This is a genomic window from Hymenobacter coccineus, assembly GCF_001816125.1.
Lineage (GTDB): Bacteria > Bacteroidota > Bacteroidia > Cytophagales > Hymenobacteraceae > Hymenobacter > Hymenobacter coccineus.
On sequence record NZ_MDZA01000041.1, the window covers coordinates 1 to 13,937 of the forward strand.

Sequence of the window (13,937 nt, forward strand, 5' to 3'; positions counted from 1 at the left end):
AGCAGGCGGACGGGCTTTGTCGGGGCTGGGGGCCCCGGCCGCCACGGGCCGGAAGAGGTTTGCGTCCACCACGTTGGCAATGATGGCCGTGCGCGGGGCGCGGGCACCCAGGGCCCCCAGGGCGTCGGCCAGCGCCCGCGACACGGCGTGCAGGGCCCCCGCCCGCCGCACCACCGCCCGCGTGAGGAACTGCCGCACCCGGCCCACCTGCGCCACCCGCGCCGGCAGGTACAGCGTCCAGTGCTCGGTGACGACGTACGGGATGCCGCGCCGCCACTTCAGCCACCACGCGGCCAGGCCCGTGCGCAGCAGCACGTGGGCATGTATCAGGTCGGGGGCCGCGCCGCCCCAGTGGCGGCGCACCGCCCGGTAGCCACGCCGCTGGCAGGCCAGCCACAGGCCCAGCTTCAGCACCTTGTCTAGGGGCCCCAGCCGGTGGGGCGGGCGCGGTAATAGTAGCGCCAGGTGGGCACGGGCCCCGTCCGGTCAATTTCTTCCTCGATGAGGCGGGCCAGGGGCCCCCGCGCCACGGTGGCAAACACCACCGCCACCTGCGCCGCCGGCCCGGCCGCCGCCGCAATGGCCGCCACGTGCCGCTCGATGAAGTCGCCGTCCTGGTCGTCGTAGCGGTGCGGGTACCACTTGGGCAGGTGCAGGATTTTCACTGGGTGGGGCTTGGTTATTAGGGCCCCGGGGCGTGGCCAGGCACAGCCGGGGCCCCAAAAGTAAAGCCCGCCGTTGCGGGCGGGCTTTGCTTTTGGGCCGGGTGGCTTTTAGTTGTTCGTTGTCAGTTGTCAGCAGTTTGTATCTCTTTACCTAACAACTGACAACCAGCAACTCCCAAGCACTAAAACGAGTAGCGCAGGCCCAGCTGCCCCTGCCAGCGCGAGGCCAGCTGGTCGATGGCGTAGGTGGCCGGCGAGCCGTTGTAGGTGAAAGCGGGGCGGTTGAAGGTGGCGGCGCTGTAGGTGGTCGAAATGTTGCCGGCGGCGTCGGCGAAGGCCACCTGCGAGAGGCCCGTGCCCAGCGTCGAGTTGAAGGTGTTCGGCACGAAGTACTGGCGGCCCCAGTTCTTGTTCAGCATGTTGCCCACGTTCACCACGTCGAACGAAATCTGGATGGTGTGGCCAGTGGGGGTTACGCCGGCGGCGTTGGGCGAGAGGTTGCCCAGGCGGGTTTCCAGCATGAAGCGCACGTCGGCCTGGTCGTTCCAGGGGGTGCGGGCGCCGTTGCGCTCGGCGTACTGGCCGCGGCGGGTTTTCAGGTACGGGTCGTTGTCGATGAAGCTGCTCAGGGCAGCGTACTGGGCCCCGGAGGCTTCGGCGACGTAGGGAGCAGTCGAGCTAGCGCGCGACACCAGCGTGATGTCGGCGGCCGAGCCGGGGATGTAGGCCAGCTGCACGTTCTGCTGGCCGTTGCCGAAGAAGTTGTTATTGTAGACGTAGGTGAACGGCGAGCCGCTGGCGAAGGTTAGCACGGCGGTGGCGTAGGCCGTGAACCGCTCGCCGATGTTGTGGTGCAGGTTCAGCGAGCTCACCACGCGGTGGCGCAGGTCGAAGTTGGAGTAGGCCAGGCCGGGGTTGTTCACGTTCAGGGCCGGGTTCAGCTCCCAGTTGCTCTGGGGCGAGTTGCGGATGCCGTTGCTGATGTCCTTGCTCTGGCCGTAGGTGTAGGCCACGTTGGCGTCAAACACGTTGGCGAACGTTTTGCCGAGCGAGCCGGTGAGCTGGTAGCGGTAGCCCTGCTGGGTGTTGGTGAGGAAGAAGGCGTTCGAGAAGGCCGTGTTCACCTTGGTGGCGGCGGTGGTGGTGCCGGGGAAGGTGTAGCCCGTGTAGCGGGGCGTTTCGGTGGGGCCCTGGGCGAAGCGGGTGGCGTTGTCGACCAGGTTGATGTTCTCAAACTTCACGTCCTGAATCACTTTCGTGTAGAGGCCTTCCACCGAGGCGCGCACGCCGCCGGGCAGTTTCAGGTCGAGGGCCAGCGACGAGCGCCACACCTGCGGCATCTTGAAGTTGTTGTCGATCAGGTTCACTTCCGTGGTGCTGCGGGCCGAGGCGGGCAGCTGGGCGTAAATCTGGTTCGGGTCTTGGTTCAGCAGGTAAGTGGTGCCCGCGCCGGTCCCGGCAGGCTGGCCCGTCGCCCCGATGGTCCCGCTCTGGATGTTGTTCAAATCCACCGAGTTGTAGTTGATGCCGTTGTTGTAGTAGGCGTAGCCGAGCCAGGCAAACGGGATGCGGCCCGTGAACAGGCCCGAGCCGCCGCGCAGCACGATGCTCTGGTCGCCCTTGGCGTCGTAGTTGAAGCCCAGGCGGGGCGAGAACTGCACCTTGCCCAGGATGTCGTTCTTCAAATCAGCCCAGTTGGTGTGCTGGTAGGTCTGGTTGAGGGTGCGGGCGTCGTTGGCGGGGTTGTTCACCAGGCCCGCGTTCAGGGCCGGCGGGTTGGGCAGCGAGCTGAGGTCGAAGCGAATGCCGGGGCTGATCTTCAACCGGTCGCTCACCGTCCACTCGTCCTGCAAGTAGGCCGAGTACAGGTTGATGTTGAACTGGGCCGAGGGGTTGTTGTAGTTGTTGGCGTAGCTGTTGTCGGCAATGTTGTAGGTGCCGCGGATGCGGTTGGGCTGGTCGGCCAGGAACTGGGCCACGTTGTTGTACTCGATGCGGCCGTTCCAGGAGTTGATGAAGCCGTAGTCCACCTTGTACAGCTCGTTGTGGGTGCCCAGCGTCAGGGCGTGGGCCCCGGTGTAGTAGGTCAGGTTGTCGGTGATTTCGAAGGTCTTCGTGCGGGTGTTGAAGATGCTCGCCTCGCGGTCGGAGCCCAGCAAAATCTGGTTCGAGCCCAGGTAGCCGTTGCTGGCGTTCAGGCCCACGTTGTTGATCTGCACGGCCGGAAACACGCTGGCCTGGCCGCCCAGCAGCGAGCGGTAGTCGTGGATGTTGGTGTAGCCCAGGATCAGGTTGTTGGAGAGCTTGTTGCTGAAGTTCGACTTCACTTCCAGCACCGTCGAGTTTTGCAGGTTGTTCTGCACAAAGTCCTGCGAGCCAAACTTGAACAAGCTGTTGGAGCGCTCCAGGTTGGTGGCTTCCGACTTCACGTAGTTGTGGCGCAGCGTGATGCTGGTTTTGTCGTCCACGTTCCAATCGAGGCGGCCAAACAGCTTGTTGCTGTTGGCGTAGATGTTGTAGTCGCCGTAGGCCCCCACGTTGTAGTTGTATGTGTCTTGCAGCTTGCTGGTAATGGCCTGGGCCAGGTCCAGCGACACGGGCGAGCCGGGGGCCCCGGCGGCGTAGAACTGGGGCTCGTTGCGGCGGGCAATTTCGTAGTTGCCAAAGAAGAACAGCTTGTTCTTGATGATGGGGCCCCCGAGGCGCACGCCGGTCTGGTAGTCGTGGTAAGCCGAGCCGATTTTGGTAGCGGTGCCGTCGATGCTGCGGCCCGTGATGCTCTGGTTGCGGCCGTAGCCGTACACCGAGCCGTGGAAGTCGTTGGTGCCCGAGCGGGTCACGGCGTTGATGGAGCCGCCGGTGAAGTTGCCCAGCTTCACGTCAAACGGCGCCACCTGGGCCTGGATTTCCTGGATGGCGTCGAGCGAAATCGGGTTGGCGCGGGCCGAGCTGCCGGGCAGGCCGCTGGTGCCGCCCTGGCCGCCCAGCGAGGGCGAGAAGCCGATGGCGTCGTTGTTCACGGCCCCGTCGAGGGTGATGTTGTTGTAGCGGAACGAGCTGCCGGCAAACGAGCCGTTCGAGTTGCGCGGGTCGAGACGCGTAAAGTCCTGGATGCTGCGCGAGATGGTGGGCAGCTGCTGGATGGCGGCGCGGCCCACGTTGGTGCCGGCGCCGGTTTTGGTGGCTTCGGTGTTGCCCACCACTACTACTTCGTTCAGCTGCTGGGTTTCGGTCACCAGCACCACGTTCAGGCGGGTGGTGTTGCCCAGCGTCAGGAACACGCCGCCGATGACCTGCTCTTTGTAGCCCACGTAGGTCACCGTCACGCTGTAGGGCCCCCCGGGGGCCAGGTTCGGAATGCTAAAGCGGCCGTCGGGCTCGGTGCCGGTGCCGCGCTTGACGCCGGTGGGCACGTTGGTGGCCACCACCGTCACGCCAATCAAGTCTTCGCCCTTGTCAGAAGTCACCTTGCCCGCTATGGCTGAGGTGGTTACCTGCGCACGGGCAGTCGTCGTCCAGGCCAGGAGCACGAGCAATAGGCCACGAAAGAAAACGGTACGGTTGGGGAGCATAAAATGCGGGGTTGGTTTCGGCTACAAAGTTCCGGCCCGCACTTGGCTGATTTTAGGAATCGATATTGCTTAATCGTTGTGTTATTAACATAAGATTAATTTATTGATAACCTTTACTACGCATTTATTCATCAAATCTTCACCTATGTTACTGTATTGCTACGCCCCTGAGCCACGGCTCAAAAACGGTAGCCGTTCGCAGCCACTCAACAGCGCCTGCTCCTGGGAAGAGGCACTGCTGGGCGGCCGCAAACGGCTACGCGGGGCTTTGGGGGTTAGTAAGCCGCGCTCTGGGGGTCGAAGTTCGTCCAGCCCTGGGCCCAGTTGTCGGTGCCGTTGAAGGCGCCGCGGTAGGCGCCCTGGGTGAAGAAGCCGTCGGCGGCCTTGCCCGTGAACACGGCGCCCGTCAGCAGCGGCGAGCTGCTTTGGAGCAGGAAGGCGGGCGAAGTCAGGCTGAAGCTGCTGGCGTTGAGGCCCAGCGTGCTCAGGTCGGCGGCCGCTACCACGGCGTTGTTCTTGCCCGTGCCGTTGAACCAGGCCTGCACGTCGGCGTCGGTGAAGGCACCGGCGCCGGTGTTGCCGGCGGCGCGCAGGGGGGTGTTGGTGTTGGCGATGGTCACGCCGCGCAGGTCCAAGGTACCGGCTTGCACGTTGGCCCAGGTGCTGGTGCCATCAAGCCGCAGGCCTTCAGGAAAGCCCACGAACACCGAGTTATAAACGCTGGTGGTGGTGTTGCGGCGCAGGTGCAGGGCCGATTGGAACGAGCCGCTGCCCGCCTGCGGAGTGGTTACGGGGGCCCCAGCCGTTACGAAAACGCTCATGTTGCTGAATACGGGGGCCGTCAGGGGCAGGCCGGCGTTGTCGCCGGTAGCGGGGGTGCCGGGGTTGAAGTTGTCCGACTCAAAGCCGTTCGACCCCGACTGGTCGGCGTACTGCGGGTCGCGCAGCGAAAGGCCGTACTGGATTTTGCCGGTGTAGCCGTAATCGGTGTCGAAGTCGTCGTCCCAGCCGCGGTAGGCAATCAGGTGCTTGGCGTTCACGGTGCCGCCGAACCACTCGTAGGAATCGTCGCCGGAGTACGATACTTGGATGTAGTCGAGCGTCGTGCCCGAGCCCACCCCGTACAGGGTCAGGCCGTTGATTTCGCTGTTGGGGTCGTTGCTCAGGGCCACGCCCGCAAACTCGATGCGCACGTACTTCATCGTGCCCGAATTATCGGCGGGGTTGGTGCCGCCAAACGTGTCGAGGCCCGTCCCGCGGCCCACGCCGCCTTCCATTGTTTTGCTCAGCGATTGGTTGGTGGGGGCAGAGCCCACCAGCACCACGCCGCCCCAGTCGCCATACTTGCGGCTGCCCGCGGCCTGGGTCGAGGTGAAGACGATGGGGTTGGTTTGCGTGCCCTCAGCCATAATTTTGGCGCCGCGCTCGATAACCAGGGCCCCCTTGGTGGTCTGGTCGCCGAAGATTTTGGTGCCGGGCTCAATGGTCAGCGTGGCGCCGCTCGCCACGTATACAAAGCCTTGCAGCAAGTACTTCTCGTTGGCGCGCAGGGTGCGGCTGGTCGTAATCACTCCCGAGAGAATAACCCGGCCGGCGTTATCGACGGGGCCGCTGGGGGGCGTAACCACCGCCGGGGCGTTGTCGTCGTTGTTTTCGCAGCTGCTAAGGGGGGCAGCCAGGCCTAGCATGGCCACTAGCAGTAGTTTAGGAAAGCGTTTCATGCGGGAGGTTTGGGTGACAGAAAGTATTGATTACCCGATAGGGCCCCGGGGGCCCTACCAGCTGAAGGTGAGGCCGAGCGTGGTGTAGGAGCCGCGGCGAAACGTGCGCACGGTCTGGTCGCTGCTCGAAAACTTGAGGTTGCGGTCGCTGTCCTGCGCCAGCTTCACGGGCTGGTTGAACACGTCCTGCCAGGCAGCGCGCAGCTCCCAGTGCTTGGCCAGGCGCTTGGTGGCTACCAGGTCGAGCACGTTGCGCGGAGCTTCGAAAATGGTGGGGTTGTCGACGTTGCCGACGCTAAAAATGCGCGGGCCGGCCACGTTGTAGAGCAGGCTGATCTGCGTGCCGCTGTCCTCGTTGGCGTAGTAGGCCCCCAGGTTGATGAGGTAGGGCGACTGGCCCTGGAGGGCGCGGGTCTGCGTTTGGGTATCCAGGATGTTGACCGGGCTCACGGCGCCGTTGGTGCCCGGCACGTTCACGGTGCTGCCCAGGTCGATGCGGCTGAAGATGTAGGAGGCGTTGCCCACCAGCGAAAAGCGCCGCAGCCAGGATGCGTCTGAAATTGAGCTGAGCGACTTGCGCACCTCCACTTCCGCCCCGTAGTTCACCGCCGATTGGGTGTTTACAAAGGCGTAGTTCAGGCTGTTCACACCGCCGGCCGTGGCCAGCAGGTAGCTCTCGATGGGGTTGTTGAAGTGCTTATAAAACACGCCCACCGTGAACAGTTCGCCCGTGGTGGGGTACAGCTCCCAGCGCAGGTCCAGGTTTTGCACCTGCGCCGTGCGCAGGTCGTAGTTGCCCTGGATGTTGGCGTTCAGGTTGAAGTCGTAGAAGCGGAACGGGGCAATTTCCCGGAACTCGGGCCGGTTGATGGTGGAGGCGTAGGCGGCCCGCACCAGCATCTTGTCGTTCAGGTTGTAGGTCAGGTTCAGCGAGGGCAGCGGGCTCAGCAAGCGGCGGCCGCCCTGCACCGTTTCGCCGGTCAGCAGCTGGCTGTTCACGCGCTGGTCGTTGTATTCGGCCCGGAAGCCGGCCGTGCCCGTGAACTTGCCCAGCGGCACCGTCAGGCTGGCGTAGCCCGCGGCCAGCGTGTTGTAAGCGGTGTAGGCGTTGCTCGGGTCGAAGGTTTCGCCCAGCGTCAGGGCCCCGTTCTGGCCGGTCAGGTTCTCGGGGCCAAATATCTGGCCAATGGGCTGGCCGCGGATGGCGCTGGTGTTGCCCACGCTCTGGTAGCCGAAAAAGCGGGCCGAAAAGTCACGGTCCTTGCGCTCGGCGTACAGGCCGGCCTTCAGCTGGAGCCCGCCCTTTTGGTCGGTCGAGTCAGGTCCGAAGCGGTGCACCACGTTCAGGGCCCCCGTCTCCACCCGCTCGTTGAGCTTGGAGAAGTAGCGGCCGGCGTCGGTGAGGCTGGGGGCGGCGGGCAGTACCAGGCCAAAGGCCACCAGCTGGCCGTCGGGGCCCGTGGCGCCGATGGGCCGCACGTAGCGGGCGCGGCGCCAGTCGGGCTCGGTGCGGTGGGTGTAGGCAAAGCCCCCCACCCAGTTGATGGTGGTGCGGTCGTTGGCCAGCTCGTGGTTGCCGATGAGCTGCCCCGAGTAGATGCTGCGGCTCTCGAAGCGCTCGGAGAAGCCCCGCACGTCGTTGCTGCTCTGGGTAATGTCCTGCCCGGCGCGCACCACCGTTTCGGAGTTGCCCAGCTGGTTGAACAAGTTCTTGAACTCCAGGGTGCTGCGGCCGTTCAGGCGCAGCCAGAAGTTCTGCACCACGCCCAGGCGCACCTCGTTGTTGTACACCTGGTCATCGTAGGCGGCCGCCTGCTGGTCGCGGTCGGCGCCGTTTTCGTAAAAGGTGAGGCGCGAATTGTAGGCCTGGCGGTAGTTGCCGTAGTTCACGCTGGTGAGCGTGCCCACCGCCTTGCCCCCGATTTCAAACCGCCGCCCCATGTTAAAGGACAGGCGCACGTCGGGCGCGGCCTTTAGCGTGCTGACGCCCCAGCGGTTGGGCAGCTGGCGGCCCAGGTCGGCCCGCGCCGTCGTCGAGCCAATGCCGGACAACGTGGCCGGCCAGTTGCTCGGGATGCTGCGCTTGCCGCTGTCGAAGCCCAGCCAGTCGTACTTGCCGCCTTCGTACTGCTGCGCGTCCTTAAAGGTGGTGCCGTCGCGGTAGCCGCCCAGCACGCTCAGGTTGGTGAAGTTTTCCTCCGGGGCCCGCTTGGTGTACACCTTGATGACGCCGCCCGCAAAGTCGCCGGGCAGCTCGGCCGAGCCCGACTTGAAGATCAGCATCCGGTCGATGACGCTGCTCGGAATCATGTCGAAGGCGAACGCGCGGGTGTCCACTTCCGAGCTGGGCGTCAGCACATCGTTGAGCATCACGGCGTTGTAGCGCTGCGTGAGGCCCCGGATCAGCACGAAGCGGTTGTCCTGGATGCTCACGCCCGGCACGCGGCGGGCAATCTGGGCCGCGTCGCGGTCCTGCGATTTCACAATTTGCTCCGACGATACGCCCACGGCCACCAGCTGGGCGTTGCGCACCTCCGAAATCACGGCGATTTCGGTGTTGGTGCGGCGCTGGGCCGTCACCACTACCTCGTCCAGCGCGGCGTTCGAGCCACTCATAAACGTGTTCACCACCACCACTTTGCCGGTGGCCACGGCCAGGCCGGGCACCGTTTTGGCGGCGTAGCCCACCGAGCTCAGGCGCAGGGCGTGGGGCCCCGCCGGCACGCCGGCAATCGAGAAGGCCCCGTCCAGGTCGGTGGCCGTGCCAATGGTGGTGCCTTCCACGCTCACGCTGGCCCCGATGACGGGCTCCTGCGTCTGCTGGTCGCGGACGGTGCCCCGCACCGTGCCCTGGGCCTGGGCCCCCACAGCGCACAGGAGGCTAAAAGCAAACGCTACGAAAGAAATGCGGCGGAAAAAGTGGGGCATGAGCAGTGAAAAAGGTTCTCGAAAGAAGGGGCCCCGGCCCCGTACCGGGCAGCGGGCCGGCGCACTTGGGCGCCGCGGGCGGTACTTCTAGGAGCGGGTGCGGCCCACGGGGGGCCGGCCGCAAGCGTCGGCCGGGGCAAGGGCGCGCATTGAACACGCCCTGGAAAAGCTCTGCGGAATAAAAAAGCAGGCATCATTTCCGGCCACAAAGTTCCGCCCGCTCACCGAGCCAATTGCAGGACAGCACGTTACCTAATGGTTGTATTTTTCACCAGTTGTTCATGCAAAACATCTTCTATCCGTAACATTAGCCGGGGCCCCACCTGGCCGACCGCCGGGCCTCAGGGGCCCCAGCCCACCGTACCGATCTTTGCAGCCCACCCACCGGGGCCCCAAGGCCCGGCCCACGCGCTTTGCGCCCCTCCCCCATGCTTACTTCCATGACCGGCTACGGCCAGGCCCACCGCGAAACCGACGCCTACGCCGCCACCGTCGAGCTGAAATCGCTCAACTCCAAAACCCTCGACCTCACCCTGCGCCTGCCGCGCTTCCTGCTGCCGCACGAGCTCGAAATCCGCAACGCCGTCACCAAGGAGCTGCTCCGCGGCAAGGTCAACCTCGCCCTCGACTTTGTGCGGCCCACCGCCGCCCGCGCGGCCGCCGCCCTCAACAAGGAAGCCCTGGTGGCCGCCTTCCACGAGCTGCGCGCCGTGGCCGAGGGCCTGGGCCTGCGCGCCGGCGAGGAAACCCTGCTCGCCGCCCTACGCCTGCCAGGCGTGGTGCCCAGCGCCGCCGACGCCCGCGACGCCGAGCCCGTGGCCGACGACGTATCCTGGGCCGAGCTCCAGCCGCTGCTGCACGAGGCGCTGGGGGCCCTCCAGCAGTTCCGGCGCGACGAGGGCGCCACGCTCACGGCCGAGATTCTGGGCTACGTGGCCACCATCCGGCAGCAGCTGGCCGCCGTCGAGCAGCACGACCCCGCCCGCATTGCCCACGTGCGCCAGCGCTTGCAGGGCCACCTGGCCGAGCTCACCAGCCACGAGCAGTTCAACGCCACCCGCTTCGAGCAGGAGGTGCTATACTATATAGAGAAGCTCGACATTGCCGAGGAAAAGGTGCGCCTCGCCGCCCACCTCACCTACTTCGAGCAGGCCGCCCGCCAGCCCGACGAGGCCGTGGGCAAAAAGCTCGCCTTCCTGGCCCAGGAAATCGGCCGCGAAATCAACACCATCGGCTCGAAGGCCAACGACGCCACCGTGCAGCACCTGGTGGTGGGCATGAAGGAGGAGTTGGAGAAAATAAAGGAACAATTGAACAACATTCTCTAGACCTGCGGCGGTCTGCCCAAAGGTCGATTAAGCGACTGTTAAATCGTAAAAATATATTTGTATTATTTGAGGCAAATAATGCATATTCAAAATATTAATCACTGGCAATAAACTGTTGTTAATTATCGCTTTTAAATGATGCTTTGAAGCGCAATATGCTTTATTCAAGCAAATTGACCATATTTAGTTAAATAGCTTGCACTGTGCGGGCAAGCTGTTTTTGGGGCCCCGGAGCTAAGTAGGCAAACTGGACATTTTTTGTTTTACCAGGATTTGGTAATTTTACGGAAAGGCTTTTATATTTCATCCCAGCCCGCCCCCCTCCGCAACTTCACCTGAACCCCAAGTCCCATGAAATCCACCCTTTTACTCTGCTTTCTGGGCCTCCTTTTAATGGCGGCGCGGCCCACGTCCGAAATTGAGTTGATCAAAAAACACGTGCTCAGCGAGCGGGTGGAAATCCTCATCCCCAAGGGCTTCGAGGTGATGAGCGAGCAGCAAATGGACTTCAACTACGCCAAGGCGCAGAGCCGCCCCAGCGTCATCTTCACCAACAACAACCTGGTAAGCCTGGCCTTTAACTACTCCGACAACGAAGCGGACCAGGAAATGGTGGACGTGTACGCCACCACGTTTGCCAAAACCTACCACAAGCAGTACAAAGACGCCACCTGGTTCGGCGACGGCGTGAAGAACATCAACAACCACAAGGTGGGCTTCCTCGAGTTCATGAAGCCCGAGATGGGCCACCAGGTGTACACGCTGGTGTTCTTCACCGATGTGCAGGGCAAGCTCATGATCTGCACCTTCAACTGCGCCGACCGCCAGAAGCCCGAGTGGGAGCCCGTCGCCAAGCAAATCATGCTCTCGGTGAAGGCCAACGCCGAAGCCGGCAAGTAAGCTACACTGTTGTGGGCAACAACGTAAAAAGCCTCTCTGCTGACAGCAGAGGGGCTTTTTACGTTGTTGCCCACAACAGTTTTCGCGCTCCCTTCAAACAGCTGTAAAACGGAGTGGCACTCCGTTTCCGGGCGAACGCCAAACGGAGTACCACTCGTTTTACAGTTGAAACTTACCCGAATCGGCTACACCCAGGCGGCCAATGGGCGGTAGCGGGCCAGGAAGGTGATGGGCACCAGGGCCACCAGGGCACCAATGCCGTCGCTGATCAGATCCGACCATTCGGCGTGGCGGCCCTGAGCCATCACGTATTGGAGAATCTCGATGAGCCCCCCGAAGGCAACGCAGCCGACCAGCACCGCCAAGGCGGCCTGCTGGGCCAGCAACGGCCAGCGGCGCTGCCGCCGCAGCGAAAACCAGGCAAGGGCGGCCATCACCCCGAACACGGCCGCGTGGGCGGCCGTGTCGAAGGATAGCAGCGTCCACGCCGGCGTATCGGGCATGTCGCGGGACGGCGTGAGGGTGAGCAGCAGCATGAAGGCCGCCCACAGCAGGGGCAGCGCAACGTAGGGCCGGCGGGCCGGGGTGGGCACAGGGGGCATCAATAGCAGGGGCTGGGGGCCCTAGGCGCCCACCAGCTCGCCGTAGGCCTCGGCGCTGAGCAGGCCTTCGAGTTCGGCGGGGTTGGCGATGGCGATTTTCACCATCCAGCCGTCGCCGTAGGGGTCCGAGTTCACGGTTTCCGGGGCGTCGGCCAGCTTGGGGTTCACCTCCAGCACGGTGCCGGTGATGGGGCTGAACAGGTCGGACACCGTTTTCACGGCCTCCACGGTGCCGAACACGTCGTGCTGGGCCACTTCCTTGTCAACGGTGTCAATATCGACGTACACAATGTCGCCCAGCTCGCGCTGCGCGTGGTCGGTAATGCCAACGACGGCCACGTCGCCTTCCACGCGAATCCATTCGTGGTCTTTGGTGTAGTGCAGGGTGGTGGGCAGGGTCATGCGGTGCGGGAGTGAATGAGTGAGGGCGCCAGCCAAGGCGTATCAAAGGCCAAAAGTAGGCAAGCCCGCGCAGTCCTGCGCGCTGGGGGCCCCACATTAGGGGCCCCAGCGCGCACCAACTCATTCATTGATGCTACGCAGTGCTTGATTTTAGGGCCCCCAGGGGAGTAGCGCGAACTTTAGCTACTGAACGCGCCAACCCACTCGTTCACTCATTCGCCAATTACCTCTGCACTTACTGCGTCAGGCTGTAGCGCAGCAGCAGGCCGCCCTCGGTGGTGGCGTTGCGGAAGGCGTTGCTGACGCGGGGCGTGGTGATGGTTTGGGTGTAGTAGAACTGGAGGTTGAGGCGGGTATTGAGCAGGTAATCGACGGTGGGGCGCAGCTGGAAGGTGCGCGCACCGTTCACGATCTGGCTGCTGGGCGTGCCCACGTTGGCCGCAACGGAAGCAGTGGCATCAGCGGGGTCCACCACGTTCACGATGCTGCGCTGGATGATGGTGTTGTCGTTGATGCTCAGGTCGAGCTTCACGTTGAGCGTGTTTTTCAGCACCCGCTGCTCGCCGCCCACCCGGAAGGGCAGCTTCAGGCCGGCGGTGACGTAGCCGAAGCCTATCACCAGGGCCGTGGTGTGCAGCTCCGTCACCTGGGCGTTGGTGGTGTTCAGGCCCAGCTGGCGGTCGGTGCGGTACTCCACGCGGCCGGTTACCTTGTTCAGGGTCTGGAAGTTTACCCCAATCAGCGGCGACAGGCGCTCCACGATGCTCACCTGCCCGATGACGTAGTACGGGATGTACTGCCCGGTGGCGCTGGCGCGGGTCGGGAAGTCCAGGTCGTTGTTGTTGTAGAGCGTGGACGACGTGTAGGAGCCCACGTTGTAGCTCGAACTGTAGGCGTGGTTGAGGGTGAAGGAGGTGAAGTAGTCGCGGAAAAACGGCAGCTGCGAGAGGCCGTTGTAGTTCACCGTCCAGTTGGGCAAAGGCAACTGGTCGAAGATGTTGAATTTCTTGGCCTGGTAGCCGCCCGACGACCGGCCGTGGTAGGCGTCGATGAAGGCCGGGATGAGCACGTCCTGCGAGTTGTAGCTGTAGTTGCCCGCGGCGGTGGCCGGGATGGGCTGGCCTACCGACGGCGGGTTGGCCTGCGCCAGCCGGCTCTGGATGAAGCCGCGGTTGGTGACGAACCGCGCGAAGGCCTTCGATACTTCCCCGTTGGCGCTCAGATCGTTGAACAGCGTATTAATGGTGATGGTGCTGGTACTGAACGAGCCCGACGCGAGGGCCTGAGCTTGCGCCGGGTCCAGGATTTTGTTGCCCGATGGGTCGCGGGCGGCCAGCAGGGTCAGCGTGTCGAGCTGGTTGCGGTAGTAAGCTTCCTTGTTTTCCACCTTCTGCCGGCGCGCATCCACCTGCACGAGGAAGTCGCGGAACGGCTCCAGGGTGGTGCGCAGGGTCAGGTTTTCGGTCAGCAGGCTGCTGAACGGGGTGTTCAGGAACTCGCTGCTGCCGGTGTACCAGCCGTTGCTGCTGGCGTAGCCGTAGAGGTCGCGCAGGTTGTACTGCTTGCCGATGACGAACGGGATGCCCGGGGCGATGATGCCGGGGCCCCGCAGGTTGCTCAGGCCGAAGGCCGTGGTACCGGGCAGGTAGCCGGGCAGCAGCGTGCCGCTGGAACGGGCGTAAGTAAAGTTGAGCGAGCGGGCCGTCATCAGCGAGCGCAGCACGGCCTTCACGGCTTTCACGAGCACGGGCGTGGTGTCGCGCGGGGCGGCGGCGTCGGGCTTGGGGCGGTTGCCGGCGGCATCGGGGGCCCCAGGGGC

The 13,937-nt window shown here is 64.0% G+C and carries 10 protein-coding genes; 2 read left to right on the forward strand and 8 right to left on the reverse strand.

Going from position 1 to position 13,937, the window contains the following annotated elements; translation table 11 throughout:
• The 5 genes from BEN49_RS03340 to BEN49_RS03360 form a co-directional block, all read right to left on the reverse strand.
• A partial coding sequence (locus BEN49_RS03340) for a glycosyltransferase (RefSeq protein WP_158022733.1) occupies positions 1 to 465 on the reverse strand: 465 nt, incomplete at its 3' end.
• The gene (locus BEN49_RS03345) at positions 420 to 665 is read right to left on the reverse strand and encodes a hypothetical protein (RefSeq protein ID WP_070740741.1); all 246 of its coding nucleotides are present in this window, start codon (positions 663 to 665) and stop codon (positions 420 to 422) included. The genes BEN49_RS03345 and BEN49_RS03340, both read right to left, overlap by 46 nt.
• A 182-nt stretch (positions 666 to 847) precedes the next feature.
• The gene (locus BEN49_RS03350; protein WP_070740744.1) at positions 848 to 4,237 is read right to left on the reverse strand and encodes a TonB-dependent receptor; all 3,390 of its coding nucleotides are present in this window, start codon (positions 4,235 to 4,237) and stop codon (positions 848 to 850) included.
• 275 nt (positions 4,238 to 4,512) lie between these two features.
• On the reverse strand, positions 4,513 to 5,958 hold the full coding sequence (locus tag BEN49_RS03355; RefSeq protein WP_070740747.1) for a beta-helix domain-containing protein: 1,446 nt from the start codon (positions 5,956 to 5,958) through the stop codon (positions 4,513 to 4,515).
• Positions 5,959 to 6,012: 54 nt separating this feature from the next.
• A complete protein-coding gene (locus tag BEN49_RS03360) occupies positions 6,013 to 8,886 on the reverse strand; it encodes a TonB-dependent receptor (protein WP_070740750.1) in 2,874 nt (957 codons plus the stop codon).
• A 428-nt stretch (positions 8,887 to 9,314) separates the two neighbouring features.
• Between BEN49_RS03360 and BEN49_RS03365 the strand changes: the two genes are divergently transcribed.
• Both BEN49_RS03365 and BEN49_RS03370 read left to right on the forward strand, forming a co-directional pair.
• Positions 9,315 to 10,214, forward strand: a complete 900-nt coding sequence (locus tag BEN49_RS03365; protein WP_070740753.1) for a YicC/YloC family endoribonuclease — start codon at positions 9,315 to 9,317, stop codon at positions 10,212 to 10,214.
• Positions 10,215 to 10,565: 351 nt separating this feature from the next.
• Positions 10,566 to 11,114, forward strand: coding sequence for a hypothetical protein (locus BEN49_RS03370; RefSeq protein ID WP_125916470.1), 549 nt, complete (start codon positions 10,566 to 10,568; stop codon positions 11,112 to 11,114).
• Positions 11,115 to 11,299: 185 nt separating this feature from the next.
• Here the strand turns inward: BEN49_RS03370 and BEN49_RS03375 are convergent, their stop codons facing one another.
• From BEN49_RS03375 to sov, 3 genes are all read right to left on the reverse strand, one after another.
• Entirely contained in the window at positions 11,300 to 11,716 is a 417-nt protein-coding gene (locus BEN49_RS03375) for a VanZ family protein (protein ID WP_070740761.1), read from the reverse strand.
• Between the two features lie 21 nt (positions 11,717 to 11,737).
• Positions 11,738 to 12,118 (reverse strand): glycine cleavage system protein GcvH, encoded by a 381-nt coding sequence (gene gcvH / locus BEN49_RS03380; protein ID WP_070740764.1) that lies wholly within the window; start codon positions 12,116 to 12,118, stop codon positions 11,738 to 11,740.
• A 235-nt stretch (positions 12,119 to 12,353) separates the two neighbouring features.
• Positions 12,354 to 13,937: T9SS outer membrane translocon Sov/SprA (sov, locus tag BEN49_RS03385; protein WP_070740767.1), on the reverse strand; the 1,584-nt coding region annotated here is incomplete at its 5' end.

What these genes read in the sequence shown, in the direction of transcription:
- BEN49_RS03355 (WP_070740747.1), bottom strand. Translation starts at nt 5,958, where the DNA reads ATGAAACGCTTTCCTAAACTACTGCTAGTGGCCATGCTAGGCCTGGCT.
- BEN49_RS03360 (WP_070740750.1), bottom strand. Translation starts at nt 8,886, where the DNA reads ATGCCCCACTTTTTCCGCCGCATTTCTTTCGTAGCGTTTGCTTTTAGC.
- BEN49_RS03375 (WP_070740761.1), bottom strand. Translation starts at nt 11,716, where the DNA reads ATGCCCCCTGTGCCCACCCCGGCCCGCCGGCCCTACGTTGCGCTGCCC.
- BEN49_RS03350 (WP_070740744.1), bottom strand. Translation starts at nt 4,237, where the DNA reads ATGCTCCCCAACCGTACCGTTTTCTTTCGTGGCCTATTGCTCGTGCTC.
- gcvH (WP_070740764.1), bottom strand. Translation starts at nt 12,118, where the DNA reads ATGACCCTGCCCACCACCCTGCACTACACCAAAGACCACGAATGGATT.
- BEN49_RS03365 (WP_070740753.1), top strand. Translation starts at nt 9,315, where the DNA reads ATGCTTACTTCCATGACCGGCTACGGCCAGGCCCACCGCGAAACCGAC.
- BEN49_RS03370 (WP_125916470.1), top strand. Translation starts at nt 10,566, where the DNA reads ATGAAATCCACCCTTTTACTCTGCTTTCTGGGCCTCCTTTTAATGGCG.